At 73.6% G+C, this 25,404-nt stretch carries 24 protein-coding genes and 1 tRNA gene; 10 read left to right on the top strand and 15 right to left on the bottom strand.

All coding sequences use genetic code 11. From position 1 onward, the window contains the following. Nucleotides 1-49: 49 nt before the first annotated feature. Genes Sco07f_RS23675 through mnhG form a run of 6 tightly spaced genes read left to right on the top strand, consistent with a single transcriptional unit; the run spans nt 50 to nt 6,719 of the window. Nucleotides 50-2,953: a Na+/H+ antiporter subunit A gene (locus Sco07f_RS23675; protein ID WP_108989114.1), complete on the top strand. Its 2,904-nt coding sequence runs from the start codon at nt 50-52 to the stop codon at nt 2,951-2,953. After that, nucleotides 2,950-3,714, top strand: a complete 765-nt coding sequence (locus tag Sco07f_RS23670) for a Na(+)/H(+) antiporter subunit C (RefSeq protein WP_054101901.1) — start codon at nt 2,950-2,952, stop codon at nt 3,712-3,714. Before Sco07f_RS23675 ends, Sco07f_RS23670 begins: the two co-directional genes overlap by 4 nt. After that, nucleotides 3,711-5,447 carry a Na+/H+ antiporter subunit D gene (locus tag Sco07f_RS23665; protein ID WP_108989113.1) on the top strand — a complete coding sequence of 579 codons (1,737 nt, stop codon included), beginning with the start codon at nt 3,711-3,713 and terminating at the stop codon, nt 5,445-5,447. The genes Sco07f_RS23670 and Sco07f_RS23665 overlap by 4 nt, the downstream gene beginning before the upstream one ends. Then, complete coding sequence (locus Sco07f_RS23660) at nt 5,444-6,043, top strand: Na+/H+ antiporter subunit E (RefSeq protein WP_108989112.1); 600 nt, start codon at nt 5,444-5,446, stop codon at nt 6,041-6,043. Before Sco07f_RS23665 ends, Sco07f_RS23660 begins: the two co-directional genes overlap by 4 nt. Before the next feature lie 26 nt (nt 6,044-6,069). Beyond that, nucleotides 6,070-6,357 carry an MrpF/PhaF family protein gene (locus tag Sco07f_RS23655; RefSeq protein WP_202483055.1) on the top strand — a complete coding sequence of 96 codons (288 nt, stop codon included), beginning with the start codon at nt 6,070-6,072 and terminating at the stop codon, nt 6,355-6,357. After that, the gene (mnhG, locus tag Sco07f_RS23650) at nt 6,354-6,719 is read left to right on the top strand and encodes a monovalent cation/H(+) antiporter subunit G (RefSeq protein ID WP_108989111.1); all 366 of its coding nucleotides are present in this window, start codon (nt 6,354-6,356) and stop codon (nt 6,717-6,719) included. The genes Sco07f_RS23655 and mnhG overlap by 4 nt, the downstream gene beginning before the upstream one ends. Before the next feature lie 13 nt (nt 6,720-6,732). Here the strand turns inward: mnhG and Sco07f_RS23645 are convergent, their stop codons facing one another. From Sco07f_RS23645 to Sco07f_RS23610, 8 genes are all read right to left on the bottom strand, one after another. Continuing rightward, on the bottom strand, nt 6,733-7,260 hold the full coding sequence (locus tag Sco07f_RS23645) for an NUDIX hydrolase family protein (protein ID WP_007389077.1): 528 nt from the start codon (nt 7,258-7,260) through the stop codon (nt 6,733-6,735). Between the two features lie 80 nt (nt 7,261-7,340). Then, nucleotides 7,341-8,489: an amidohydrolase family protein gene (locus Sco07f_RS23640; RefSeq protein WP_087788671.1), complete on the bottom strand. Its 1,149-nt coding sequence runs from the start codon at nt 8,487-8,489 to the stop codon at nt 7,341-7,343. Nucleotide 8,490: 1 nt separating this feature from the next. Continuing rightward, on the bottom strand, nt 8,491-9,891 hold the full coding sequence (locus Sco07f_RS23635; protein ID WP_108989110.1) for a type I glutamate--ammonia ligase: 1,401 nt from the start codon (nt 9,889-9,891) through the stop codon (nt 8,491-8,493). 126 nt (nt 9,892-10,017) lie between these two features. Continuing rightward, nucleotides 10,018-10,887: a hypothetical protein gene (locus Sco07f_RS23630; RefSeq protein WP_108989109.1), complete on the bottom strand. Its 870-nt coding sequence runs from the start codon at nt 10,885-10,887 to the stop codon at nt 10,018-10,020. Between the two features lie 133 nt (nt 10,888-11,020). Next, a complete protein-coding gene (locus Sco07f_RS23625; protein WP_087788668.1) occupies nt 11,021-11,671 on the bottom strand; it encodes an HhH-GDP family DNA glycosylase in 651 nt (216 codons plus the stop codon). Between the two features lie 2 nt (nt 11,672-11,673). After that, a complete protein-coding gene (locus tag Sco07f_RS23620) occupies nt 11,674-12,006 on the bottom strand; it encodes a DUF3140 domain-containing protein (RefSeq protein ID WP_007389086.1) in 333 nt (110 codons plus the stop codon). Next, complete coding sequence (locus tag Sco07f_RS23615; RefSeq protein ID WP_007389087.1) at nt 11,952-12,272, bottom strand: WhiB family transcriptional regulator; 321 nt, start codon at nt 12,270-12,272, stop codon at nt 11,952-11,954. The genes Sco07f_RS23620 and Sco07f_RS23615 overlap by 55 nt, the downstream gene beginning before the upstream one ends. 71 nt (nt 12,273-12,343) lie before the next feature. Then, nucleotides 12,344-13,153 (bottom strand): alpha/beta hydrolase, encoded by an 810-nt coding sequence (locus tag Sco07f_RS23610; protein ID WP_108989108.1) that lies wholly within the window; start codon nt 13,151-13,153, stop codon nt 12,344-12,346. A gap of 214 nt (nt 13,154-13,367) precedes the next feature. Here Sco07f_RS23610 and Sco07f_RS23605 point away from each other — a divergent pair, with 214 nt between their 5' ends. The 3 genes from Sco07f_RS23605 to Sco07f_RS23595 all read left to right on the top strand — a co-directional run bounded on the left by Sco07f_RS23605 (nt 13,368) and on the right by Sco07f_RS23595 (nt 17,017). Next, the gene (locus Sco07f_RS23605; protein ID WP_007389092.1) at nt 13,368-14,555 is read left to right on the top strand and encodes a thiolase family protein; all 1,188 of its coding nucleotides are present in this window, start codon (nt 13,368-13,370) and stop codon (nt 14,553-14,555) included. A 93-nt stretch (nt 14,556-14,648) separates the two neighbouring features. Next, on the top strand, nt 14,649-16,178 hold the full coding sequence (locus Sco07f_RS23600; protein WP_087788666.1) for a long-chain-fatty-acid--CoA ligase: 1,530 nt from the start codon (nt 14,649-14,651) through the stop codon (nt 16,176-16,178). A gap of 62 nt (nt 16,179-16,240) precedes the next feature. Then, entirely contained in the window at nt 16,241-17,017 is a 777-nt protein-coding gene (locus Sco07f_RS23595; protein ID WP_007389137.1) for a sulfite exporter TauE/SafE family protein, read from the top strand. Here the strand turns inward: Sco07f_RS23595 and Sco07f_RS23590 are convergent. The 3 genes from Sco07f_RS23590 to Sco07f_RS23580 all read right to left on the bottom strand — a co-directional run bounded on the left by Sco07f_RS23590 (nt 16,944) and on the right by Sco07f_RS23580 (nt 20,520). Continuing rightward, nucleotides 16,944-19,064 carry an MDR family MFS transporter gene (locus Sco07f_RS23590; RefSeq protein WP_167468184.1) on the bottom strand — a complete coding sequence of 707 codons (2,121 nt, stop codon included), beginning with the start codon at nt 19,062-19,064 and terminating at the stop codon, nt 16,944-16,946. The genes Sco07f_RS23595 and Sco07f_RS23590 overlap by 74 nt on opposite strands. Nucleotides 19,065-19,149: 85 nt before the next feature. Next, nucleotides 19,150-19,923, bottom strand: a complete 774-nt coding sequence (gene cobF, locus Sco07f_RS23585) for a precorrin-6A synthase (deacetylating) (RefSeq protein WP_042822700.1) — start codon at nt 19,921-19,923, stop codon at nt 19,150-19,152. Between the two features lie 57 nt (nt 19,924-19,980). Then, on the bottom strand, nt 19,981-20,520 hold the full coding sequence (locus tag Sco07f_RS23580; protein ID WP_108989106.1) for a DUF309 domain-containing protein: 540 nt from the start codon (nt 20,518-20,520) through the stop codon (nt 19,981-19,983). Nucleotides 20,521-20,619: 99 nt separating this feature from the next. Here Sco07f_RS23580 and Sco07f_RS23575 point away from each other — a divergent pair. After that, nucleotides 20,620-20,693: transfer RNA gene (locus Sco07f_RS23575), tRNA-Pro, on the top strand. Between the two features lie 623 nt (nt 20,694-21,316). On the opposite strand, the gene Sco07f_RS23570 is transcribed toward Sco07f_RS23575, so the two are convergent. Genes Sco07f_RS23570 through iolB form a run of 4 tightly spaced genes read right to left on the bottom strand, consistent with a single transcriptional unit; the run spans nt 21,317 to nt 25,388 of the window. Continuing rightward, the gene (locus Sco07f_RS23570) at nt 21,317-21,739 is read right to left on the bottom strand and encodes an ankyrin repeat domain-containing protein (RefSeq protein ID WP_108989105.1); all 423 of its coding nucleotides are present in this window, start codon (nt 21,737-21,739) and stop codon (nt 21,317-21,319) included. Nucleotides 21,740-21,782: 43 nt separating this feature from the next. Beyond that, entirely contained in the window at nt 21,783-22,568 is a 786-nt protein-coding gene (locus Sco07f_RS23565) for a GntR family transcriptional regulator (protein ID WP_007389178.1), read from the bottom strand. Nucleotides 22,569-22,620: 52 nt separating this feature from the next. Further along, complete coding sequence (gene iolD / locus Sco07f_RS23560; RefSeq protein WP_108989104.1) at nt 22,621-24,495, bottom strand: 3D-(3,5/4)-trihydroxycyclohexane-1,2-dione acylhydrolase (decyclizing); 1,875 nt, start codon at nt 24,493-24,495, stop codon at nt 22,621-22,623. Then, nucleotides 24,492-25,388, bottom strand: a complete 897-nt coding sequence (gene iolB, locus Sco07f_RS23555) for a 5-deoxy-glucuronate isomerase (RefSeq protein WP_108989103.1) — start codon at nt 25,386-25,388, stop codon at nt 24,492-24,494. Before iolB ends, iolD begins: the two co-directional genes overlap by 4 nt. Between the last annotated feature and the right edge of the window lie 16 nt (nt 25,389-25,404).

Raw genomic sequence — 25,404 nt, 5'->3', positions numbered from 1 at the left:
TGCGGCGTGCCTGGACGCCGAGGCGAGATGCCCGATATATCACTGTCGGGTGTCCGTGCTCATCCTCTGCCACTTCGCGCTCGCGCTGTTCGCCGCGCCGCTGGTGAGACGGTGCGGAACGCGTGCCTTCCTGGTACTGGCCCTGCCGCCCGCCGCGGCGACCGTCTGGGCCGCCACCCGGTGGAGCACGACGGCGGCGGGCGGCGCCGACACCACCGTCTGGCGCTGGCTGCCCGCCTACCACGTGGACTGGGCCCTGAGACTGGACGCCCTCGCCGAACTCATGGTGCTGCTCGCCGCGGGCGTGGGCACCCTCGTCCTCGTCTACTGCGCCTCCTACTTCGACGACCGGTCGCGGCAGCTCGGCAGGTTCGCCGGGAGCCTCCTCGCCTTCGCCGGGGCGATGCTCGGCCTCGTCCTCGCCGACGACCTCGTCCTGCTCTACATCTTCTGGGAACTGACGACCGTCTTCTCCTACCTGCTGATCGGCCAGACCAGCGACCACAAGCGCAACCGGCGCAGCGCCCTCCAGGCCCTCACGGTCACCGCGCTCGGCGGGCTGACCATGCTCGTCGGCCTCCTGCTCCTCGGCCACGAGGCCGGCACCTACCGCGTCTCGGCGATCCTGGCCGACCCGCCCCCACCGTCGGCGGCGCTGTCCACGGCGATCGTGCTGATCCTCGTCGGCGCCCTGTCCAAGTCCGCGATCTGGCCGTTCAGCCTCTGGCTGCCCAACGCCATGGCCGCCCCCACCCCGGTCAGCGCCTACCTGCACGCCGCCGCCATGGTCAAGGCAGGCGTCTACCTCGTCGCCCGGCTCGCCCCCGCCTTCGCCGACGTCCCACCCTGGCGCCCGCTCCTGCTCGTCCTCGGCTCGGCGACGATGCTGCTCGGCGGCTGGCGGGCGCTCAGAATGCACGACCTGAAACTCGTCCTCGCCTACGGCACCGTCAGCCAGCTCGGCTTCCTCACCGTCCTCACCGGTGCGGGCAGCCACGACACCGGCCTCGCCGCCACCGCCATGATCCTCGGGCACGCCCTGTTCAAGGCGCCGCTCTTCCTGGTCACCGGCATCGTCGACCACGCCACCGGCACCCGTGACCTGCGGCGGCTCTCCGGCCTCGGACGCCGGCTGCCCGCCGTGTGCGCCGTCGCCGTGACCGCCGGAGCGTCCATGGCCGCCGTACCGCCCCTGCTCGGCTTCACCGCCAAGGAGGCCGCCTTCCAGGCGCTCCTGGACGGGAGCACCGGCGACCGCTGGGCGCTCGCCGCGACGGTCCTCGGCTCGGCCCTGACCACCGCCTACACCCTGCGCTACCTGTGGGGCGCCTTCGCCCGCAAGCCCGGCCTCCCCGACACCGACGCGCACCGCGTGCCGGCGGCCTTCCTCGCGCCGCCCGCCGTACTCGCCCTGGCCTGCCTCGTCCTGGGACCCGGAGTGACCTGGCTCCAGGGCCTGCTGGGCACCTACGCCGGGCAGTTCCCCGCGCCCGCGCACCCGTACCACCTGGCGCTGTGGCACGGAGCGGGCCTCGCCCTCGTCCTGTCCGGCGCGGCCTGGGCGGGCGGGGTCCTGCTGTTCCTCGCCGCGAGCCCCGTCGCGCGGGTCGGCCACAGGCTCGCCTGGCGTTCCGCGGACCTCGTCTTCGGGCGGGTGCTGCTCGCCCTGGAGCGCACCGCCCTCCAGTGCACCGGCCTCGTCCAGCGCGGCTCGCTGTCGGTGTACCTCGTCACGACCATGAGCGTGGTCCTTGCCGGACAGGTCGCCGTGCTCGCCGCGGACGAACCCTGGACGGGAGTACCCGCCCCGAGGCTCTGGGACCATCCCGCCCAGGCCGCCGTCGCCCTGCTGACCTGCGCCGCGGCCCTGCTGTGCCTGCGTGTGCGGCGCCGGATGAAGGCCGTCGTGTTCGCCGGCCTCACCGGATACGGCACCGCGCTGCTCTTCGTCGCCCAGGGCGCGCCCGACCTCGCGCTCACCCAGTTCTGCGTCGAGACCGTCTCCATGATCGTCTTCGTGCTGGTGCTGCGCCGCATGCCGGTGCGCTTCGAGGAGAACTTCAGCCGGTGGCGGCGCCTGCTGCGGATGCCGGTGGCGCTCGCGGGCGGCGCCGCCGTCGCCGTGGTCGTCTGGATCATGGCGGGGCACCGCCGGGCCGACAGCGCGGGCGCCGCGATGGTCGAGGAGACCGCGCACCACGGACTGAAGGACGTCGTCGCCACCATCCTGGTCGACCTGCGCGCCTGGGACACGATGGGGGAGTCCGCGGTGCTCGCCGCCGCCGCGATCGGCGTCACCAGCCTCATCTACCTGCACCGCCGCGCCGACGGCGCCGAGCAGCCCGTACTGCCGCTGCCCGGCGACCACCCGCACGCCGGACTGCGCACCGCCTGGCGGGCGAGCGGGTACGAATCGGCGGGCCTGCCCAGCGGCGACGAAGCGGCGCCGGAGCGGACCTGGCTCGCCGCCAGCGCCACCCTCGCCCCCGAACGCCGCTCCCTCGTCCTCGAGGTGGTCGCCCGCCTCATCTTCCACCCCGTCCTCGTCCTCTCCGTCTATCTGCTGCTGTGCGCGGAGAACCTGCCGGGCGGCGGATTCGTCGGCGGCCTGACCGCCGGCGTCGCCTTCATCGCCCGCTACCTCGCCGGCGGGCGGCACGAACTCGCCGACGCCGTGCGCTTCAAGCCGGGTCTGTTCACCGGCCTCGGCCTGTTCCTGTCCACCGGCGTCGCGCTGGGCGGCCTCGGCGAGGGCACCGTGCTGCACGGCTGGACCTGGCACGGCCACCTGCCCGTGTGGGGCGACGCCCACCTGTCCACCGCCGTCCTCTTCGACTGCGGGGTCTACCTGCTCGTGCTCGGCGTCGTCCTGGACATCGTGCGGGCCCTCGGCGCCCGGATCGACCGCCAGATCGAACGGGCCGCCCCGCGCCCGGAGGCGGGCCCCGCATGACCGTCAGCCTCTCCCTCCTGGTGGCCGCCGCCGTCCTCAACGCCGTCGGCGCCACCCTGCTGCTGACCCGGTCCCTGACCCGGATCCTGCTCGGCGCCGTCGTCCTCGGCAACGGAGTCAACCTGCTGGTCCTCGCCTCCACCGGCAACGCGGGCGACGCACCGCTGCTCTACCCGCACATCATCCGCAACCGCGTCACCGACCCGCTGCCCCAGGCCATCGCCCTGACCGCGATCGTCATCACCCTCGCCACCACCGCGTTCCTGCTCGCCATGGCCTACCGCAGCCACCAGGTCACCGGATCCGACGAGATCAGCGACGACACCGAGGACCGGCTGGTCGCCCTGCGCGCCGAGTTCCTCGACCGGCGCGGGGAGTTGCGCGACCGCTACCGCGAGGCCCGCGCCGGGGACGGCGGCGCCGACGCCGAGCAGCGCGCCCGCTACCGCGCCGCCCGCAAGCGGCTGCGCCGGCGGGTCCGCGAGGAACGCGCCTACCAGGCCCGCGCCAACGACGTCTCCGGCAACCTCTGGAACGACATCCTCGGCGCCGACCCCGAGGACTACCGGGAAGGCCGCGAGCTGGGCTCCACCGACGCCGCCGGCCGCCCCGGACCGGCCCCGGCCCGCATCGCCGGGCCCTCCAACGACCCCGAGGAGACCGGCCGCGAACCCGACTCCCGCCCCGGCGAGGACTCCGGCCACCCGCCGCCCGACCAGCCCGACGACCCCGGGGGCGCCGGCACGGAAGGAACCAGTTGAACGCGCTCGTGCCGCTCCCCGTCCTGCTGCCCCTGTGCGTCACGGGCCTGAAGCTGGCCATCGGACCCCGGCTGCACCGGCTCCAGCGCTTCATCAGCATCGCCGTGCTCGGCGCGGTCCTGGTGCTCTCCGTGCTGCTCATGGTGGCCGCCGACCGTCACGGACCGCTCAGCGTGCACCTCGGCGACTTCGCGCCGCCGGTCGGCATCACGCTCGTCGCCGACCGGCTGGCGGGACTGATGCTCACCGTCTCCAGCGCCGTCACCCTGCTCGTCCTCGTGTACTCGCTGGGCCAGGGCATGGCCGACCGCGACGACCAGGCACCGGTCGGCGTCTTCCACCCCGCCTACCTCATCCTCGTGGCCGGCGTCTCCTGCACCTTCCTCGCCGGGGACCTCGTCAACCTCTACGTCGGCTTCGAGATCATGCTCGTCGCCAGCTTCGTCCTGCTCACCATCGGCGGCACCGCGACCCGGGTCCGCGCCGGATCGACGTACGTGATCATCTCGCTGTTCTCCTCCGTGCTCTTCCTGGTCGCCATCGCCATGACCTACGCGGTCGCGGGCACCGTGAACCTCGCCCAGCTCGCCCAGCGGCTGCAAGAGGTGCCGCTCGGGGTGCGCACCCTGCTGGAGGCGATGCTGCTGACGGTCTTCGCCATCAAGGCGGCGGTGTTCCCGCTGGCGGCCTGGCTGCCCGACTCCTATCCAACCGCGCCCGCCCCGGTCACCGCGGTCTTCGCCGGGCTGCTGACCAAGGTCGGCGTCTACTCGATGCTGCGCACCCAGACCCTGCTCTTCCCCGGTCACCGCCTGGGCGACCTGCTGATGCTCGCCGCGCTGGCCTCCATGGTCGTCGGCATCCTCGGCGCCGTCGCCCAGACCGACCTGAAGCGGGTCCTCTCCTTCACCCTCATCAGCCACATCGGCTACATGGTCTTCGGCATCGCACTCGCCGGGCACGGCTCGATCAGCGGCGCGATCGTGTACGTGGCCGACCACATCACCGTGCAGACCACCCTGTTCCTCGTCGCCGGGCTCATCGAGCGGCGCGACGGCACCACGGAACTCACCCGCCTCGGCGGCCTCGCCAGGGCGGCGCCGCTGCTCGCCGTGCTGTTCTTCGTGCCCGCCATGAACCTCGCCGGCATCCCGCCGCTGTCCGGCTTCATCGGCAAACTCGGCCTGATGCGGGCCGGCATCGACGCCGGCGGCGCCTGGGCCTGGGCGCTGGTCGCCGGGTCCGCCGCCACCAGCCTGCTCACCCTGTACGTCATGGCGAAGGTCTGGAACCTCGCGTTCTGGCGCGACGCGCCGCCCGGGGCGGAGGAGGAGGGCGTGGTGCTGGAGTCCGCCGAGGACGACGAGCCGGGCGACGACGAGGAAGGCGACGAGGCAGGTGACGAGGAGGAGGGCGCAGCGACCGGTCCCCCCGAGCCGACCGGTTCCGGAAGGGCGGCCGGTTCCGGCAAGGCGGCCGGTTCCGGAGAACCGACCGGTGCCGGGAGCGACCTGCCGGTGCCGGCGGGTGCCGTGGTCGCCGCGGGCTTCCTGGGCCAGTCCATCACCACCACCAGACGGCTGCCCTGGCCGATGCTCGCGGCCACCGGAGCCGCCGTCGCCCTCGGCCTGTCGTACACGGTGCTCGGCGGCCCCCTCACCACCTTCACCCAGGCCGCCGCCACCGAACTCCTCGCCCGTACGCCCTACATCGAGGCGGTGCTCGGCCGGTGAGCAACCTCTTCCGCGACCGCTCGCCCTACAGCTGGTCCTTCCGCGTGGGCCGCGGCCGGCGCGTGCTGGACCTGCCGCTCATCGGGTGGCTCACCGTCATCTGGATCCTGCTGTGGGGCACCCCCTCCTGGGCCAACCTCGTCAACGGCGTCCTCGTCGCGGTCTGCCTGTGCCTGGCCTTCCCGCTGCCCGCCGTGGACATCGGCCTGCGGCTGCGCCCCCTGGGGGTCCTGCGCCTGGCCGCCTACCTGCTCTACGACATGTTCTCCTCCAGCGTCGAGGTCACCCGGCAGATCTTCGCCAAGGGCCCCTACCACACCGCGGTCGTGGCCGTGCCGCTGCGGGTGCGCAGCGACCTCATGCTGACGGCCACCGCCGTCGCCGTCTCCAACGTCCCCGGCGGCTCCGTGATCGAGCTGCGCCGGGCGACGGCCACCCTGTTCCTGCACGTCCTCGACGCGGCCAACCCCGGCGAGATCGAGGGCGCCCAGCGGCAGGTGTGGCGCGTGGAGGAACTCGTCGCCCGCGCCTTCGGCACCGCCGAGGACATCGCCGATGCCGCCCGTCCCGTACCGGAAGGTGACCCCACCCCGTGACCACCCTGCACACCGTCGAGGACGCCATGCTCGTCGCCTCGCTCGTGATGGTCCTCGCCGCCGGCGCCCTGCTGCTGTACCGGATCTGGTACGGCCCCTCGATGCTGGACCGCGCCGTCGCCCTCGACGTGCTCGCGGCGCTCATCATCGCCGGCATCGGAGTCAAGGCCGCCCACGACCGCGACTCCTTCTACTTCCCCGTGATGCTGGTGCTCGCCTTCCTCGGTTTCAGCGGCTCGGTGGGCATCGCCCGCTTCATCGCCGTACGCGACCGGCCCTCCGTACTGCCCGACGGCAGGCAGGACCACCGGTGAACGCCTGGGCCGAGGCGGCCGACCTGGTGGGGACCCTGCTGCTGCTCCTCGGCTGCCTTCAGTGCCTGCTCGGTGTGATCGGGATGCTCCGCTTCCCCGACGTGCTCTCCCGCAGCCACGCGGCGACCAAGCCGCAGACGCTGGGGATGCTCCTCGTCCTCGCCGGGGTGGCACTGCGCCTGCGGCACGGCACCGACGTGGGCACTCTCGCGCTCATCGTCTTTTTCCAGTTCCTCACCAGCCCGGTCGCCTCCCACCTGGTGGCCCGCTCCGCCTACCGCACCGGCCAGACGGGGTCCCGGGGCCTGCTCCGGGACGACCTGGACCCGCAGCTGAGCGACGGGGACCGGCGGGAGGAGTAGCCCCGGGGAGCGGTCAGTCCACGCAGCCCACGTGCGCCAGCGCCTGCTTCAGCAACACCCCGTGTCCGCCCGGCATCTCGCTGCGCACCGCCTCGGACAGGGCCTCGCGCGGATCGAACCACACCAGGTCGAGGGCGTCCTGGCGCGGCCGGCAGTCACCGGCCACCGGCACGACGTAGGCGAGCGAGACTGCGTGCTGCCGGGGGTCGTGGTACGGCGTGACACCGTGCGTGGGGAAGTACTCGGCCACCGTGAACGGCTGGAGCGAGGACGGCACCCGGGGCAGCGCCACCGGGCCGAGGTCCTTCTCCAGATGTCGCAGCAGGGCGTCGCGCACCCGCTCGTGGTGCAGCACCCGGCCGGAGACCAGCGTCCGGCTGACCGTCCCGTCGGGCCCGATGCGCAGGAGCAGGCCGACGCTGGTGACTTCGCCGCTGTCGTCCACGCGTACGGGCACGGCCTCGACGTACAGGATCGGCATGCGGGCGCGTGCCATCTCCAGTTCGTCCGTCGTCAGCCAGCCCGGCGTGGTCTCGGTCATGTCAGACATCGCTTGATCATACTTTCAGCCGTTCGTGAGTCCCGGGCGGCGCTCCGGGACTGTGACCCGTCCCACCCGGCTCAGCCGTCGTCCGCGGGACCACCGGGGAGCCCGTAGACCCGTCGGGCGTTGTCCCGCCCGGCCCACCGGGCGAGGCGCAGCGCGTCCGGCAGGGACAGCTCGTCGGCGTCCAGCCGCTCCTGCAACAGCCCGGCCAGCCCCTGGCGGAAGGCGAGCGCCCCCAGGTGGTGGAACTCGGCCACGCCGTAGGCGTCGGAGCTGTACAGCAGCTTGCGGAACGGGGTGATCTCCAGCGCCTCCGCGAGGATCGCACCCGCCCGGGCGGGACCGACGTGGTGCAGGGTGAGCCCCACGTCCAGGTGCACCCGCTCGAAGACCGCCGACAGATAGGCGGCCTGGCGCTGGTAGGGCCAGCAGTGCAGCAGCAGGACCGGGATCGTGCCGGCGGTCAGGTGCAGCCAGTCGGTCAGCAGGGTGGGGTCCACACGGTGCAGGCGGATGTCGGCGTCCCCGAACCCCGTGTGCAGTTGCAGCGGCCGCCCGAGGTCTACGGCCGTCCACAGCAGGTCCCGCACGAGCACCGGGTCGTCGAGGCGCCCGCCGCCGCGCGCGAGCCAGCGCCCGGCGGCCCGCGTGACCTCGGCGGGCGAGGGGCGGGCCGGGTCCAGGTCGAAACCGGTGCGGTAGGCCGCGACCGACTTGACGCCCACCACGCCCGGCCGCCCGACCGCCTCCCACGCGGCCGTGCGGAACGCCTCCGCGTACGCGTCCGGCTCGACACCGCCCGCCGCCACGGCCTCCGCGACACCCTCCAGCCGGACCACCTCGTACGCCGTCGCGCCCGCCGCCTCGGCCAGCTCGGCCGGACCCGTCACCGGGTGCGGGGCGTACCCCGTGTCCACGCAGAACACGCCGGTGCCCGCGGCCCGCAGGAACCGCCGGTTGACCTCGGCGGCGCCCAGCTCCGCCCGCCGGGCCACGTACGTGTCGGCGGGGGCGTGGCGCGGCAGGTCCAGCACGGGTGCGCAGTGCCGGCGCACGGCGAGACCGACGGGGCTGTCGAACGGGGAGACGCCGGGCCACGCCTCGCCCTCGGTGAGCAGGGACTCGAAGCCCGCGCGGTCCAGGTCGCCGGTGACCGCGCCGTGGCAGTGGTGGTCCACCAGCTCCAGCGCGGCGAGCCGCTCGTGCACGGGCCCGGCGGCCATCTCAGTACTTCCAGCGGTAGGCCGCCGCAACGCCCTCGTCGTCCAGCCCCTCGACCGCCCCGGCCTCGCCGAGGCGTACGGCGACCACCGCGTCGGCCAGCACCGGGCCCAGGGCGGTCCTGAGCACTTCGTCCGCGCGGAACGCCGCCACCGACTCCGCGAGCGTGACCGGCAGCCGCCGCACGCCCCGGGCCGCCGCGTCGGCGGGGTCGAGCAGGGCCGGGTCGCCGGTGATCTCCTCGGGCAGCGGCGCCGACGAGGCGAGCCCGTCCAGGCCGGCGGCGATCACCGAGGCGAGGGCGAGGTAGGGATTGGCGGCGAGGTCGACCGGCTTGACCTCCAGGTTCGCCGCGCGGTCGCGGATCCCCGCGGTGCCGGTGACGATCCGCAGCGCCGCCTCGCGGGTCTCCCTGCCCCAGGCGGTGAACACCCCCGCCCACTGAGAGGGGCGCAGCCGCAGCCGGCTGGCCGGACTCGGCGCGGTCATCGCCGTGAGCGCCGGGAGGCGGCCTAGGACTCCGGCCACGAAGGACTCGGCCTCAGGGGTCATGCCGTACCGGCCCGCACCGCCCGCGTGCAGGTTCGTTCCGCCGCGCCAGGCGGAGAGGTGGAGGTGCCCGCCGTTGCCGACGCCCTGGCCGAGGACCGCCGGGGCGAAGGAGACGCGCAGCCCGTGCCGCCGGGACACGGCCCGGATCGTCTGCCGCACGAGCACGCTGTGGTCGGCCGCCGTCACCGGGTCGAGCGCGCCCACCGAGATCTCGAACTGCCCCGCCGCGTACTCGGGATGGAACTGCTCCACGTCCACGCCCTGCGCCGCGAGCGCCGCCAGCAGGTCGGCGGCGCAGTCGCTCAGCTCGATCTGCCGGGCGGCTCCGTACGCCGGTCCGGACACCGCCGGGACGAACGCGTCGCCGTCCGCGTCGTCCCGGCCCACCACCCACTCGATCTCGACGGCGGCCCTGAAGGTGACGCCGTGCCGCTCGGCGGCCCCGGCCGCGGTCCGGCGCAGGACGGTGCGTCCGCACGCCGGATGCGGTGCGCCCTCCTGCGTGATCCGGTCGACCGGGGCCCACGCCCAGCCGGGCTGTGCCGCCAGCACGGTCAGCCGGTCGAGGTCGGGGTAGAGGCGCAGGTCGCCGTCGGGGGAGCCGAGGACGTCCGTGGTGACGATCGAGTCGTCGGCGAGGAAGGTGTCGAACACCGGCGACATGCCGACGCCCCAGGCCGAGGCGGAGGCGAGCTTCGCGGTGGGCACGGTCTTCACCCGCGTGATCCCGGCCGTGTCGACGTACGCCAGCACGACGCCGTGCACCCCCTGCCCGGTCAGCTCGCCGCTCAGCGCGGTGGCCCGCTCGACCTCACCGGGGCGCCCGCCGGGCACGGGGTCGCTGTCGCTCACGTCTCGGCTCCTTCGCGCGTGCGCCGTCCGTCGCGGACCATTGTGCCGTCCGGTGATCACCCTGTCCGGGTTTCGCCGGATGTGCGCACGACGCGGTGAAAGCCGCCCGGGATGCCGCGGTGGACGTCAGTCCAGGTTGGTGGGCTGCGGCGAGGGGGTCCCGCCGTCCAGGACGGTCTGGAGGCGCTCGGTGCCCTGGCGTACGCCGCGCTCGACGGAGGAGGCCTGCCAGCCGTCCAGGCCGCCGCTGGTGACGGTGAGGGCGGAGGTGCCGACGCGTACGGCGGCGATGTCCAGGGTGAGCGTGACCGGGGTGGCGTCGGCGCTTCCCTGCACGGTCACGTGCACGCCCTCGCGGGCGTCGCCGACGTCGGGCACCGAGGCCTCGGTCACCTGGACCGTGCGCTTGTTGCCGTCGGAGTCGGTCACGGTGAACTCGTCGCACGTCTGCGGCAGCGAGTCCAGCCACTTCAGACGGTCGTCGAGGCCGGCGCGGTCGTAGCCTGCGACCTGCTCCAGGAGGCGGGAGTCACCCTGCTCGAAGCCGGCGAGCGCGGACGTTCCCGACGGCTCGCCCAGCAGGTTGTCGCGGTAGAGCCCGTCGATCAGCTGCTGGCACTCCGCGGCCTCGGCCTTGGCGGAGAGGAAGGCGGCCACGTCGACCTCGCCGACGAGCAGCCGGTCGCGCCACTTGTCCGCGTCCTCGACCTGGTTCCAGTCCCCCTCCAGGTCGGCCTCGGTGAGCAGGGCGGCCTTGGCGCCGGACTCGGTGAGGGTGCCCGGGGAGGCGCTGGGTGAGCCGGTCGGGGACGTCGTGGGGGAACCGCTCGGGGTCTGCTTCGCCGCGTTCCGCTCGGCGATCCCGGCCTGCTCGGCGGCGGTGTCCGAGGCGCCGTCCGCACCCCCGCCGTCCGAGCAGGCGGCGGTGGTCAGCAGCGCGCCCGCCGCCAGGGCGGAGGCCAGGAGACGGACGGGGTGGGACGGACGACGGCTCATCGCGGGATGCCTCCTGGGACGGGAAACGGTGTCCTCAGCGCATCACCGGGGCCGGGGGCACACCAGCGCAGGGGGCTGTCCGGGTGAGGAGCGGCCACCTGCGCCGGTGCGCCCGCGGGGCCGGCCCGTTCGGTCAGGCCGCGTGGTCGAGGGTCTGCTCGGCGACGTCCTTGTCCACCGCCGCGCGCACCAGGGCGGCCGCGAGGACGGCCGGTTCCGCCTTCCCGGCCAGGGCCAGGAGCCGGTCCGGGTCACCGGGCAGACCGAGGCGCTCGGCGCCCTGGAGGGCCTTGCGGTCCAGGTAGGGGGCCGCCTCGGGCCAGACCAGCTGGGCCTCCCGCAGGAAGATGTCCGCGCCGGTCGGACCCACTCCGGGGAACTCCTGGAGCAGCCGCCGCACGCCCGGCACGTCACCCTCCGCCTCGTCGCGCAGCCTGCGCAGGTCGCCGCCCCACCGCTCGGTCAGCAGTTCCGCGCCCTCGCCGAGCTGGGTGGCGGTGCGCTCGTCGTAGCGCCGGTAGCCGCCCCGTCCGAGCGCGTCCACCCGTTCCTGCCAGTCGGCGCCGGCCATGCGGCGCGGGTCGCGCAGCCCCGCCTCGCTGAGCGCACGGGCGGTGGCGACGGCGATGGAGGCGCTGATGCGGGCGCTGAGCAGGTGCGCGAGGACCAGCAGCCGGTACAGCGGCTGCGGGGTGTCCTTCAGCCGGATGCCCGCCTCGTCGGCGTACGTCTGCCCGTGCGCGCCGACGAGTTCGCGCACGATCCGCCGTTGGCCGCCGCTCACGGCTACGGCTTCAGCGGGTCGTGACCGACCGTCATGAGCCGGTGCCGCAGGCGGGTGTCCTCGGACTCGGGCTCGTTCTCCAGGTCGGTCTGCGAGGTCACGGTGTCCACGACCTTGCGCATCGCCCGCAGGTCGTCCTCCGTCAGGTCGGTGCGCCGCTTCTGAAGGATGGCGAGGACGTGCTGTCCCAGCGGCGGCCCGGCGTCGTCCGGCAGCGGTTCGGTGAGCTCGCCGGAGTCGCGCACCCGGAGCCAGTCGGCGAGTTCCGCGGAGGTCATGTTCACCACGCGGTGGAAGTCCTCCCACAGCGCGTCGAGTTCGAGGGCGTCGGCCATGAGGTGTCCCTCATTTCGTCGTGCGTACGTGCGTACTGCGTGGTCAGCCGGAGCAGTGCGACGCGCTCCGCCTCGTCGGTGCCGCCCCACACGCCCGACGTCTGCCCCGACTCCAGGGCGAAGGCCAGGCACTCGGGGGTCACCGGGCATCCGGCGCAGACCCGCTTGGCGGCCGCCGTGTCCCGCAGGGCGGGCCCGGCGGTGCCCACCGGGAAGAACAGATCGGGGTCCTCATCCACGCAGGCGGCGCGGCGCAACCACTCCATGCGGGCGCGGGTGCCCAAGGGGAGCGGGGGACAAACGCCCGCTGGACCCCGGCGCCCGGGGCCCCGCCGCGTCAGCCGGCGAGCACGCCGTCCAGGAAGCGCGTGACGTCCGCGAAGACCTCCGCCCGGTTGGTCTCGTTGAAGAGCTCGTGCCGGGCGCCCGGGTAGATCCGCTCGGTCAGGTTCCCGCCGCTCAGCGGCTCGACGCCGACGCGGCTGCCGGGCAGCGGCACCAGCCGGTCGTCGTCGCCGTGCACCCACAGCAGGGGCAGCCGGCCGACGTCACCGCCCTTGGCCACGGTCTCCAGCGTCCGCACGAACGCCTCCAGGGTCGGCCGCTTCATCGGTCCGTGCCAGACCAGCGGGTCCGCCGCGTACGCCGCGCCCACCGCCGGGTCGCGGGAGAGCGAGGCCGGGCTGATCGGTGTGTCGGGGATCTCCTCCAGGGCGAGCAGCCGGCGCGGCAGCTCCCAGTCGCCGATGACGGGCCCCGACAGCACCAGCGCCGTCAGCTCGCCGGGGTGGCGCTGGGCGTAGCGGGAGGCGATGAGACCGCCCATGGAGTGTCCGACCATGACGACCGGCAGTCCGGGATGCGCGGCCCGGGCGAGCTCGGCCACGGCGTGCACGTCGGTGACCACGTCCTCGAAGTCCTCGACCACCACCCGCTCGCCCTCCGAGCGTCCGTGCCCGGTGTGGTCCGGGGCGTAGACGGCCGCGCCGTGGCCGGTGAGGACGCCGGCCACCTCTTCGTAGCGGCCGGAGTGCTCGCCGTAGCCGTGGACCAGCAGCGCGACGTAGCGGGGGCCTGCGGCGGGCCACTCGCGGACGGTGATCCGTCCCCGCGTTCCGGTCAGGGTGTGCTCGCGGGTCTCGGCCATGTCTCCTCCGGCTGCGTCGGTGACGGTCGTCCGTTGTCCGTTGTCCGTTGTCCGTTGTCCGTTGTCAGGGGGATCTTCCCAGGACGGCGTCCGGCGGTCTATAGTCCAAAACTAGCAGTGCTAATTAAGGGTAGTGCTCATCAAGGTTCGCGGTGGTCGACGCGACGGCGGTGCGCCGTCCGGTGACCGCGCGACGACGGTCAGGAGTCCCCACGTGCGTCCCGTCCACTTCGCGGCCGCCCGCCGCACCCCGATCGGCAAGCTGCGCGGTTCCCTGTCGGCCGTACGGCCCGACGACCTCGCCGCCGCGGTGATCCGGGGCCTGGTCGCCGACGTCCCCGCGCTCGACCCGGCCCGGGTGGACGACGTGTACTGGGGCGCCGCCAACCAGGCCGGTGAGGACAACCGCAACGTCGCCCGGATGGCTGCGCTGCTCGCCGGGCTGCCCGAGACCGTGCCGGGCGCCACCGTGAACCGGCTCTGCGCCTCCGGCCTCGAGGCCGTCACCACCGCCGCCCGCACCATCGCCGCGGGTGAGGCCGATGTCGTGCTCGCGGGCGGCTCCGAGTCGATGAGCCGCGCCCCCTTCGTCCTGCCCCGCCCCGACGAGGCGCTGCCGCACCGCATCGAGACCGCCGACACCCGGCTCGGCTGGCGCCTGGTCAACCCCGCGATGAAGGACCTGCACGGCCTGCTCGCCATGGGCGAGACCGCCGAGGAGGTCGCCGAGCGGTACGGCGTCCCGCGCGAACGCCAGGACGAGTTCGCCCTGCGCAGCCACCGCCTGGCCGCCGAGGCCCGGAAGAACGGCCACTTCGACGACGAGATCCTCCCCGTCGAGCGGCCCGACGGCGTGGTCGTCGACACCGACGAGTGCGTCCGTGAGGACACCTCGCTGGAGAAGCTGGGCCGCCTCAAGCCCGTCTTCCGCCCCGGGGGCACGGTCACCGCGGGCAACGCCTCCCCGATGAACGACGGCGCCGCCGGACTTCTGCTGGTCAGCGAGGAGGCCCTGAACGACCTCGGCCTGGAGTCGCTGGGCCGCTATGTCGCGGGCGGCTCGGCCGGCGTCCACCCGGACGTCATGGGCATCGGCCCGGTCCCCGCCACCCGCAAGGTCCTGGCCCGGGCCGGCTGGAGCGTCGGCGACCTCGCGGAGGCCGAGTTCAACGAGGCGTTCGCCGCCCAGGCCCTCGCCTGCGTCGACCAACTCGGCATCGACCCCGACCTGGTCAACCCCACCGGCGGCGCCATCGCGCTGGGCCACCCGCTCGGCTGCTCCGGCGCCCGCATCCTCACCACCCTGCTCCACCGCATGCGCCGCACGGGGGCCGGCCGCGGACTGGCCACGATGTGCGTGGGCGTGGGGCAGGGCAGCGCGGTCCTCGTCGAACGTCACTAGGCCCGCCTCGGCCACAGAGCCGCCCCCCTCTGCACAGCCGCAGCAAGCAAGCCGCAGCAAGGAAGCCGCAGCAAGGAAACGGAGCAACACCCCATGGCAACCCTCTCCGTCGCCGCCGTCCTCGCCGAGAACGCCCGGCGCCGTCCCGACAAGGAGGCGCTGGTCGAGGGCGACCTGCGGCTGACCTTCGCCGAGGTGTGGCGGCGGGCCCGAGCCCAGGCCGGTGCCCTCGTCGGCCTGGGCGTCCGGCCGGGGGACCGGGTGGCGCTGATGGCACCGAACACCGCCGACTTCCCGCAGGCCTACTACGCCGTCGCCGCGGCCGGCGCCGTCGTCGTGCCGGTGCATCTGCTGCTGTCGGCGGCGGAGGTCGAGCACGTCCTGCGCGACAGCGGTGCCACCCTGCTGCTGTGCCACCCGGCGCAGGCGGAGACCGGGGCCGCCGCCGCCCGGGCGACCGGCGTGCGCATGCTCACGCTCGGCGACGAGGCCGAGTTCGGCAGGCTCGCCGCCGACGCCGAACCGCTGCCCTCGTACGTCACCCGGAACGCCGACGACCCGGCCGTCGTCTTCTACACCAGCGGCACGACCGGCGTCCCCAAGGGCGCCGTGCTCAGCCACTTCAACCTGGTGATGAACGCGACGGTCAACGCCTTCGACGCCAACGACATCCGGCCCGACGACGTGGCGCTCGGCGCACTGCCGCTCTTCCACGCCTTCGGCCAGACCGTCTCCCTCAACTCCACCTGGCGGGCGGGCGCGACCCTCGTCCTGCTGCCGCGCTTCGACGCGGCGCGCGCGATCGAGCTGATGGTCAAGGAGGGCGTCAACACCTTCCACGGGGTGCCGACCATGTTCGTCGCCCTCGCCGCCGCGGCGGCCGGGGCCGCGGCCCTGCCGGAGCTGCGGGTGTGCATCTCCGGCGGCGCCTCGCTGCCGGTGGCCGTCCTCGAACGGTTCGAGGAGGCCTTCGGGGCGAAGATCTACGAGGGGTACGGGCTGTCGGAGACCTCTCCGGCCGCCGCCGTGAACCAGCCGGTGTTCGGCGCCAGGCCCGGCACCATCGGCCACCCGCTCTGGGGCGTCGACGTGGAGATCGCCCGCGCGGAGGTCGAGGACGCGGTGGAACTGCTGCCGCCCGGCGAGCTGGGCGAGGTCGTCGTCCGCGGCCACAACGTCTTCTCCGGCTACCTCGGCCGCCCCGAGGCCACCGCCGAGGCGCTGGTCGACGGCTGGTTCCGCACCGGGGACCTGGGCACCAAGGACGAGGACGGGTTCCTCAGGATCGTCGACCGCAAGAAGGACGTCATCATCCGCGGCGGCTACAACGTCTATCCGCGGGAGGTCGAGGAGGTGCTGATGCGCCACCCCGGCATCGCCCAGGTCGCGGTCATCGGACTCCCGGACGAACTGCACGGCGAGGAGGTCTGCGCCGTGGTCGTGCGCGCCCCCGGCACGACGCCCGACGCGGTGCCGGACGCCGCCGGGGTCACCGAGTGGTCCAGGCAGCACCTCGGGCGGCACAAGTACCCGCGCCGGGTGGAGTTCGCCGACGAACTGCCGCTCGGGCCGAGCATGAAGGTCCTGAAGCGGGAGCTGCGGGCGACGTACACCGACCGCTAAGGATCAATGGGCGAGACGGTGCTTACGGCCCCGGACGCGTGCGCATAGCATCGGTCCCCGCAATGGACACCATCACGCTCTGGCACCTCACCGGCTGGGAGTTCGCCGCCCTCGCCTTCGCGGCGCTGCTCGTCGGCTTCTCCAAGACCGCGGTGAGCGGTGCCAACACGGTCAGCCTCGCGATCTTCGCGGCGTTCCTGCCCGCCCGCGCCTCCACCGGAGTCCTGCTGCCGATCCTGATCGCCGGTGACGTCCTCGCCGTCCTCACCTACCGGCGCCACGCGCACTGGCCCACCCTGTGGCGGCTGTTCCCGGCGGTCGGGGTGGGCGTGGCCGTCGGCACCCTCTTCCTGGTGTGGGCCGACGACGCCGTCGTGCGCACGTCGATCGGCGTGATCCTGCTGTTCATGGCCGGGGTGACGGTGTGGCGCCGGCGGCGGGCCGACGCGGGCGAACAGCCCGACGAGGAGACCGCCTCGCGCGCCGGCCGGGTGAAGGCCCGCTCGTACGGCGTCCTGGGCGGGTTCACCACGATGGTCGCCAACGCGGGCGGCCCGGTCATGTCCATGTACCTGCTGTCCGCGGGGTTCCGGAAACTCGGCTTCCTGGGCACGTCGGCGTTCTTCTTCCTGATCGTCAACGTCTCCAAGCTCCCCTTCAGTGCGGGCCTCGGCCTGATCGACGGCCACTCGCTGCTGCTCGACGCGGCGCTGGTCGTCTTCGTGGTGCCCGGCGCGTTGCTCGGCAGATGGGCCGTGAACCGGATCAACCAGCGCCTGTTCGAACGTCTGGTGATCGCGGCGACGGTTGTGGGCGGTCTCCAGCTCCTGCTCGCCTGACCCGCTGCGGGAGACCGCTGCTGAGGTCCTCCACCAGCAGACGCTTGGCGATGGCGTCCACCGCGGCGCGCAGTTCCGCGTCCGTGGGGCGCCCGATGTCCCGCTCCACCCGGTCCTCCAGCCAGGTCGCCCACGCCCGGCCGATCACCAGCGCCTCGCGGGCGCCCGCGTCGGTGTGGGAGAGCAGGGAGCCGTGCCGGGTGAGGAACCCCTCCTCCACCATCCGGTCGAAGACCGGCAGCAGTACCTCCGGCGGCAGCCGCCGGCGAGCCGCGATCAGACCGAGGCTGGCGTGCCCGACCAGCCGCGTGAACAGGTCCACCTGCATCACCGCCCAGGCGCCGGCGACATCCAGCCGTGTGTCGCTGTCCGCGACGATCCGGCGCGCGGTGTCCAGCTCCGTACCGCCGATGATCTTCCCGACGGAGGCCTCGAGGGTCCGCCTGCTGCTCGCGTCGTGCGGCGAGGCGAAGCCCTCGCCCATGTCCGTGGAACCCGCCCGGGCACTGTCGCGCAGCTGGACCTGCTTGAGGAACAGGGCAACGACGAAACCCAGGACGGCCACCGGCACCGTCCACAGGAAGACCGTCTGGATGGTGTCCGCGTACGCGCCGACGATCGGCGCCGACGCCCGCGGCGGCAGCCGGTGCACGCCCTCGGGGCTGGTCGCCGCCCGGCCGATCACCGACGGGTCCGCGGCGCCGGTGCGGGCCGCCGCCGCGACCCCGTCGCGCAGGTTGGGGCCCAGCGTGTTGGCGTAGATCGTGCCGAACACGGCGGTGCCGAAGGAACTGCCCAGCGTGCGGAAGAAGGTGACGCCGGAGGTCGCGGTGCCGAGATCGGAGTACTCGACCGTGTTCTGCACGGCGATGGTCAGCACCTGCATGGACAGGCCGATCCCCGTGCCGAGGACGAACATGTACAGCGACTCGAGCCCCGCGCCCGTGGACGCGCCCATCAGCGACATCAGATACAGGCCCACGCCCATCACCAGCGTGCCCACGATCGGGAACAGCCGGTAGCGCCCCGTCTTGCTGACCACGTTGCCGCTGAACACCGAGGCGATCAGCAGCCCCGCCACCATCGGCAGCGTCCGCACCCCGGAGACCGTGGCCGAGTCGCCGTCGACGTACTGCAGATACGTCGGCAGGTACGTCAGCGCGCCCAGCATCGCGAAGCCGACGATGAAGCTGAGGACCGAGCAGACCGTGAACACCGGGTTGGAGAACAGCCGCATCGGCAGCATCGGCTGGGCCGCGCGGGTCTCCACCCAGCAGAACAGGCCGAGTGCGAGCAGTCCGCCCGCGAACAGGCCGACGATCACCGCCGAGCCCCACGCGTACTCGTTGCCGCCCCAGCTCGTCGCCAGGATCAGCGCGCTCGCCCCGACCGCGACCAGCGCGATGCCCAGGTAGTCGATCACGGGGCGGGCCGCCGACTTCACCACCGGGATGGTGCGGGCGGCGGCGATCACCACGACGACCGCGATGGGCACGTTGACGTAGAACGCCCAGCGCCAGGACAGGTGGTCGGTGAACAGCCCGCCGAGCAGGGGCCCGATGACCGTCGCGACGCCGAACACCGCGCCGATCGCGCCCTGGTACTTGCCGCGCTCCCGCAGCGGAATGACGTCCGCGATCAGCGCCATCGCCGTCACCATCAGGCCGCCCGCGCCGACGCCCTGCACCGCGCGCCAGACGATCAGCAGCGGCATGTTCGTCGCCAGCCCGCACAGGAAGGAGCCGGTGATGAACACGACCGCGGACACCTGGAAGACCACCTTGCGGCCGAACAGGTCGCCGAACTTGCCGACCAGGACCGTCGCCACGGTCTCCGCGAGCAGGTACGAGGTGACCACCCACGACATGTGCTCGGCGCCGCCCAGGTCCGACACGATCGTCGGCAGCGCGGTGCCCACGATCGTCTGGTCCAGGGCCGCGAGCAGCATGCCGAGCATGATCGTGACGAAGACGACGTTGCGGCGCCGCCGGTCCAGCACGGGCGGCTGGGCGGCGGCGGTCCGTGGCGCTTCCTCGGCGACTGTCACGCGGCCACGATCACACCGGTGCACCGGCCACGCATGCGGGGACGGTCCGCCCGGGTGCGTCCGAGGAGCCGGTCGGCGGCCCCGGTCAGCGGTCCCCGGGGTTGCGCCGCAGCAGATACGTGTCCATGATCCACCCCTTGCGCTCCCGCGCCTCGGCACGCAGCCGCTCGATGCGGGGCGCGGCCTCGGCGATCGGGCCGGAGGCGAGGATCTCGTCCGGGGTGCCCAGGTAGGCGCCCCAGTAGATGTCGATGTCCTGGTCCGCATACCGCCGGAAGGCCTGGTGGGCGTCCAGCATCACGACGACGTCGTCCGCGTCCTCGGGGAAGCCCTCGGCCAGCCGTCGCCCCGTGGTGATCTGCACCGGGCGCGCCACCCGGTTCAGTCCCGTCCGGTGCCGGGCGACCAGCGAGGAGACACTGCTGATGCCGGGCACCACGTCGTACGCGAACGTCACCGAGCCGCGCTCCAGGATCTCCTCCAGGATGCCCAGCGTGCTGTCGTACAGCGCGGGGTCGCCCCACACCAGGAACGCGCCGCTCTCGTCCTCGCCCAGTTCCTCGGCGATCAGCCGCTCGTAGATGCCGGCGCGGGCGCTGCGCCAGTCCCCGACGGCGGGGGAGTACGCCGCGCCGCCCGCGCTCCGGTCCCGCTCGGGGTCGCGCGCCTCGACGATCCGGTACGTGCCCTCCGGTACGTGCGTCTCCAGCATCTCCCGGCGCAGCCGCACCAGGTCGGCCTTCGCCTCGCCCTTGTCCAGGACGAAGAACACGTCCGTGCTCCGCAGCGCCCCGACCGCCTGGAGGGTGAGCTGCTCGGGGTCGCCCGCGCCGATACCGATCACATGAATAGTCCGCACGCCCCGAGTCTGCCGTACGTCACCGGCAACGCCCCGGCCGGGCTGCCCCGGCGGCCTTCATCCCCGCAGCCGGGGCGCCCGCACCGCCGCGTCCACGGACATCCCGCCCTCCACGTCGCCCGCGAGCCGCCGGGCCCACCCGGCGACCGAATCGAGGTCCATCCCGTACGGCCGCTCCCGCCCGGCCCCCGACGCCGCCCACCCGGTCACGGCGCCCGCCCCGCGCCGCAGCAGCCTGGCTCCGCCGGTGACGTTGCCGCGCGCCGCGTGCGTGAGCCCGACGGCCAGCTGCGCCATCCCCCGCCACAGCTCCCGCTCCTCCTCCGGCCCCGACTTCCAGGCGTCCTCGAACACCTCGTGCGCGTGGAACGGCTTCCCGTCGTCCAGCAGCCGCTGCGCTTCGGCGACCGTCTCGTCCGGGGCCCGTACGACCCCCTCGGGCTGGCGCGGCACGCCGTCGGCGCCGTACGGCAACGGCCGCCCGAGCCCGTCCCGCGGCCGTGCGTTGCGGGCCCGGCCCTCGTCGTCGCGGTCCCGTCCCTCCACCGGGCGGTCCTGGGCGGTGCGGTCCATGGGGCTGTCGGCAGGGCTGTCCATGGCACCGATTGTCCCTCGCCCGAGCCCGCTTAGGCGCGGCCCGGTGTGTGGGGTAAAGTGCTGTCGCGTGATCACGCGGTGCACCGCGTGTGAGCACACCGGGACGTGGCGCAGCTTGGTAGCGCACTTGACTGGGGGTCAAGGGGTCGCAGGTTCAAATCCTGTCGTCCCGACTCATAAGAGTCGCAGGTCAGGGGCCGTTTCAGAGAGATCTGAAACGGCCCCTGACCAGTTTCAGCACGATCGGGCTGCGGTGCTCGAGGTTGGAGTGACCGCAGGCTTCGGCGCACAGCGGGATGATCCGGTGCCCGAAACGCTGCCCGAAGAGCCCTTCCCCCGACCGGCGTCGGAACACGTAGGTCAGTAGGACGGCTGTGATTTCCGGACGGGCTCTTTTCCATGCGCACGCGACATCCAGGCAGGACACCCGACGAGGATCGGGACTCGGCACGCCTTGGCGTGCCCCTCTCCACCCAGGACGCGCGCCTGGCTCCGTCCACCGTGCAGCGCTCGGCCGCGCGCGATGCCACGATGCCGGTGCAGCGGATGGCGGCGGGTCACATGGTCCAGCGCTGGCACAACGACAGGTCGCGAAAGTGAGTGCGAACTCGCCCTGGACAACTTCCCGGTCCAGGAGTTGGCCAAGCAGCTGAGGGCCAAGACCGCGTGGATCGAGGAAGAGGTCGAAGCAGCCACGGCCCGTTCACGTGCCCTGGCCGGCGGCGGCCGACAGGGCATCGCCGCGACCACGGCCCGTCAGCAACGGTGCTGGACGGCGCACGGTTCCCGCCGGCGGTCAGTCCCGGGGCCGCGCCCCCGCCGCGACGAGCAGGTCCACCGTCTCCTGGTGCGAGCCGTGCGAGGCCCACTCCAGCGGCGTCCAGCCGGTGCCGTGGTCCTCGCGCAGGTTCGGGTCGGCTCCGTGCTCGAGGAGTGCGCGGACCGCCTCGACGTGCCCCCAGCAGGCGGCCCCGCACAGCGGTGTGCCCTCCGAGCCGATCCCGCTCTCCGTGTCGGGCCGGGCCCCGGCCGCGAGCAGCACGCGGACGATGCCGGCGTCCCCGTTCACGGACGCGAGGTACAGCGGGGTGCTCCCCGCCGGGTCCGCCGTCTCGGCCGGTGCCCCGGCCCGCAGCGCCGCCCGCACCCGCGACTGGTCACCGACGAGCGCGGCGTCGGTGAGCCGCCGGGACAGCTTCTTGTGCTTTCGCCTGTTCACCCGCGCCAGCCTATGCCGCGCGGTCGCGGCTCGGGCCGTCCGGTCAGTTCCTGACCAGGAGCTGGAAGTCGAACGCGTACCGGGACGCGCGGTAGACGTGTGTGCCGTACTCGACCGCCCGGCCGGTGTCGTCGTACGCGGTGCGCTGCATGGTGAGCAGTGCGGCGCCCTCCGTCTCGCCGAGGCGTTCGGCCTCGCCGGGGGAGGCGATGCGGGCGCCGACGGTCTGGCGGGCGCTGTGCAGGGTGATGCCGGACGCGCGCATCATCCGGTACAGGCCGGTCGACTCCAGCCGGGCGTCGTCGAGTTCCAGCAGGCCCGCCGGAAGGTAGTTGCACAGCATCGCCACCGGCTGGCCGTGGGTGAGGCGCAGTCGTTCGAGGACGGTGACCTCGGCGCCCTCCGCGACGCCGAGGGCCGCCGCGACCTCGGCGGCGGCCGGGACGCCCTCGTTGCGCACCACCCGGGTGCCCGGGCCCTGCCCGGCCGCCTCCAGGTCGTCGTAGAGGCTGCTCAGTTCCAGGGGGCGCTTGACCTGGCTGTGCACCACCTGGGTGCCGACCCCGCGCCGCCGCACCAGGAGCCCCTTGTCGACCAGGGACTGGATGGCCTGCCGGACCGTGGGCCGGGACAGGCCGAGGCGGACGGAGAGGTCGACCTCGTTGCCCAGCAGGTTCCCCGGTGCGAGGACGCCGTGCTCGATCGCCGCCTCCAGCTGCTGGGCCAGCTGGTAGTAGAGCGGCACCGGACTGCCCCGGTCCAGGGCGAAGTCCAGGGCGCCGGTCGCGGGGGCGGTCACGGCACGTGCGGGGTCGCCGGTCTTCGCCATGGACCTACCTCCCTTGGGTGGGTGATGTGTGTCGGGGCGGCGGGCGGAGCGGTCAGAGGTGGTGGCGGCGGTCGGCGACCGCGCGCTCGTAGCTCTTCCGCGCGCCGGTGGCGGCCTCGCGCCCCGACACCTCGGCCACCGGCACGTCCCACCAGGCCTCCGCCGGGAGAGCGGTCCGCGCGGGCGCCGTCTCGACGTACACACACGTCGGGCGGGTCGCCGCCCGCGCCGTCGTCAGCGCCTCGCGCAGCTCCCGCACCGTCTTGGCGCGCAGGACGTCCATGCCGAGGCTGGCCGCGTTGGCGGCGAGGTCGACGGGGAGCGGGGCGCCGGTGAAGGAGCCGTCGGCGACGCGGTGGCGGTAGTCGGTGCCGAAGCGCTCGGCGCCCACCGACTCGGACAGGCCGCCGATGGACGCGTAGCCGTGGTTCTGGACGAGGACCAGCTTCACCGGCAGGTTCTCCTGGACGGCCGTGACGATCTCCGTCGGGTTCATCAGGTACGTGCCGTCGCCGACCAGGGCCCACACGGGGGTGCCGGGCGCGGCCTGCTGGACGCCGAGCGCGGCCGGGATCTCGTAGCCCATGCAGGAGTAGCCGTACTCCAGGTGGTACTGGCGCGGGGAGCGGGCCCGCCACAGCTTGTGCAGGTCGCCGGGGAGCGACCCGGCCGCGTTGATCACCACGTCCTCGTCGCCGACCACCGCGTCCAGCGCGCCCAGCACCTGCGTCTGGGTCGGCACCGCGCCGTCGTCGTTGGCCCGGAAGACGGCCTCGACCGTCTCCTCCCAACGGGCCTTCCCGGCGCGGTACTCCGTCTCGTAGGCCGCGTCCACGCGGTGGCCGGGCAGGGCCTCCGCCAGCGCCGTGAGCCCGGCCCGCGCGTCGCACACCAGGGTGCCGGCGGCGAGCTTGTGGGCGTCGAAGGCGGTGATGTTGAGGTTCAGGAAGCGGACGCCCGGGTGCTGGAAGAGGGTGCCCGAGGCGGTGGTGAAGTCCGAGTAGCGGGTGCCGACGCCGATCACCAGGTCGGCGGTGCGGGCGAGTTCGTCGCTCACCGCGGTGCCGGTGTGGCCGATGCCGCCGAGGTCGGCCGGGTGGTCGTGGCGCAGGGCGCCCTTTCCGGCCTGGGTGGAGGCGACCGGGATACCGGTGGCGTCCACCAGCGTCCTCAGGGCCCCCTCGGCCTCGCTGTGGTGGACGCCGCCGCCCGCGACGATCAGCGGGCGGGCGGCGGAGCGGATCGCCTGGACGGCCTCGGCCAGTTCCGCCGGGTCGGGCGCGGGGCGGCGTACCCGCCAGATCCGGTCGGCGAAGAACTCCTCCGGCCAGTCGTACGCCTCGGCCTGCACGTCCTGCGGCAGCGCGAGGGTGACCGCGCCGGTCTCCGCCGGGTCGGTCAGTACGCGCATCGCCTTGAGCGCGGAGGCGAGCAGCGCCTCGGGGCGGGTGATCCGGTCGAAGTACCGGGACACGGGCCGCAGGGCGTCGTTGACCGACACGTCGGCCTCGACGGGATGCTCCAGCTGCTGGAGCAGCGGGTCGGCGGCGTGCGAGGCGAAGTAGTCGCCGGGGAGGAGCAGGACCGGCAGGCGGTTGACCGTGGCGAGGGCGGCGCCGGTGACCAGGTTGGTGGCGCCAGGGCCGATGGAGGTCGTCACGGCCTGGGCGGACAGGCGGTTGAGTTGGCGGGCGTGGCCGACGGCCGCGTGCACCATGGCCTGCTCGTTGCGGCCCTGGTGGTACGGCATCGCCTCGCGGTACTCGACGAGTGCCTGGCCGAGGCCGGCCACGTTGCCGTGGCCGAAGATGCCCCAGGTACCCGCGATCAGGCGGTGCCGCGCGCCGTCGCGTTCGGTGTACTGCGCGGCCAGGAAGCGCACCAGGGCCTGGGCGGTGGTCAGTCGGCGGGTGGCGGCGACGCTCATGCGGACCTCTCCGGTGCGGTGTAGAGCGGGAGTCGGGGGTCGACCGGCTGGTCGGGCCAGGTGTCCCGGATCCAGGCGTGGTCGGGGTGGTCGCTGATCAGCCAGGCGCGCTCGGGCTCCGGGCCGGCCATGACGTTGAGGTAGTACATGTGGTGGCCGGGGACCGCCATCGACGGTCCGTGCCAGCCGTCGGGGATCAGTACGACGTCCCCGTTGCGCACTTCGGCCAGCACGTCCGTGCCCTGTCCCCGGCCGGAGGGGGAGACGCGCTGGTAGCCGAGGCCCGGGATGCCGTCGTGGTCCGTGAACTCGAAGTAGTAGATCTCCTCGAGCACCGACTCCTCGCCGGGCCGGTGCTCGTCGTGCTTGTGGGGCGGGAAGGAGGACCAGTTGCCGCCCGGGGTGAGCACCTCGACCGCGATCAGCCTGTCGCACTCGAACACCCCTGCCGCGCCGAAGTTGTTGACCTGCCGCGAACAGTTCCCCGTGCCGCGCAGCTCCACCGGGACCGAGGACGCCGGGACGTACCGGGCGGGCAGGCGCCGGGTGCAGCGGGCGCCGGTCAGGGCGAACCGGCCGCCGCCGGCGGACGTCACCGTCGTACGGGCGTCGCGCGGCACGTACGCGAAGTCGGTCACGCCGCCGAACACGCTGTCCCGGCCGGTGAGTTCGAAGGTGTCCTCGCCGGAGTCGTCGGCGACCCCGACCGTGCAGCCGCCGCTCAGCGGCAGGACGATCCACTCGCTCCCGCCGCTGTCGAAGGTGTGGCCGCCGCCGGGCGGCAGGTTCACCACGCGCAGGCTGGAGTAGCCCCAGCCCGCGCTCTCGGGTGTCACGTCCACGGCGTACGGGCCGTCCGCAGCGGCCTTGCCCGCGGGAAGGTGATACGTCATCCCCTGCTCCTCCGCC

The organism is Streptomyces coelicoflavus (assembly GCF_003112555.1).
Lineage (GTDB): Bacteria > Actinomycetota > Actinomycetes > Streptomycetales > Streptomycetaceae > Streptomyces > Streptomyces coelicoflavus.
The sequence above is the reverse complement of the archived record's forward strand: the minus strand, read 5'-3'. Positions and strand labels throughout refer to the sequence as shown.

What these genes read in the sequence shown, in the direction of transcription:
- Sco07f_RS23670 (WP_054101901.1), top strand. Translation starts at nt 2,950, where the DNA reads ATGACCGTCAGCCTCTCCCTCCTGGTGGCCGCCGCCGTCCTCAACGCC.
- Sco07f_RS23655 (WP_202483055.1), top strand. Translation starts at nt 6,070, where the DNA reads ATGCTCGTCGCCTCGCTCGTGATGGTCCTCGCCGCCGGCGCCCTGCTG.
- Sco07f_RS23645 (WP_007389077.1), bottom strand. Translation starts at nt 7,260, where the DNA reads ATGACCGAGACCACGCCGGGCTGGCTGACGACGGACGAACTGGAGATG.
- Sco07f_RS23640 (WP_087788671.1), bottom strand. Translation starts at nt 8,489, where the DNA reads ATGGCCGCCGGGCCCGTGCACGAGCGGCTCGCCGCGCTGGAGCTGGTG.
- Sco07f_RS23630 (WP_108989109.1), bottom strand. Translation starts at nt 10,887, where the DNA reads ATGAGCCGTCGTCCGTCCCACCCCGTCCGTCTCCTGGCCTCCGCCCTG.
- Sco07f_RS23620 (WP_007389086.1), bottom strand. Translation starts at nt 12,006, where the DNA reads ATGGCCGACGCCCTCGAACTCGACGCGCTGTGGGAGGACTTCCACCGC.
- Sco07f_RS23615 (WP_007389087.1), bottom strand. Translation starts at nt 12,272, where the DNA reads ATGGAGTGGTTGCGCCGCGCCGCCTGCGTGGATGAGGACCCCGATCTG.
- Sco07f_RS23610 (WP_108989108.1), bottom strand. Translation starts at nt 13,153, where the DNA reads ATGGCCGAGACCCGCGAGCACACCCTGACCGGAACGCGGGGACGGATC.
- Sco07f_RS23600 (WP_087788666.1), top strand. Translation starts at nt 14,649, where the DNA reads ATGGCAACCCTCTCCGTCGCCGCCGTCCTCGCCGAGAACGCCCGGCGC.
- Sco07f_RS23595 (WP_007389137.1), top strand. Translation starts at nt 16,241, where the DNA reads ATGGACACCATCACGCTCTGGCACCTCACCGGCTGGGAGTTCGCCGCC.
- Sco07f_RS23580 (WP_108989106.1), bottom strand. Translation starts at nt 20,520, where the DNA reads ATGGACAGCCCTGCCGACAGCCCCATGGACCGCACCGCCCAGGACCGC.
- Sco07f_RS23565 (WP_007389178.1), bottom strand. Translation starts at nt 22,568, where the DNA reads ATGGCGAAGACCGGCGACCCCGCACGTGCCGTGACCGCCCCCGCGACC.
- iolD (WP_108989104.1), bottom strand. Translation starts at nt 24,495, where the DNA reads ATGAGCGTCGCCGCCACCCGCCGACTGACCACCGCCCAGGCCCTGGTG.
- iolB (WP_108989103.1), bottom strand. Translation starts at nt 25,388, where the DNA reads ATGACGTATCACCTTCCCGCGGGCAAGGCCGCTGCGGACGGCCCGTAC.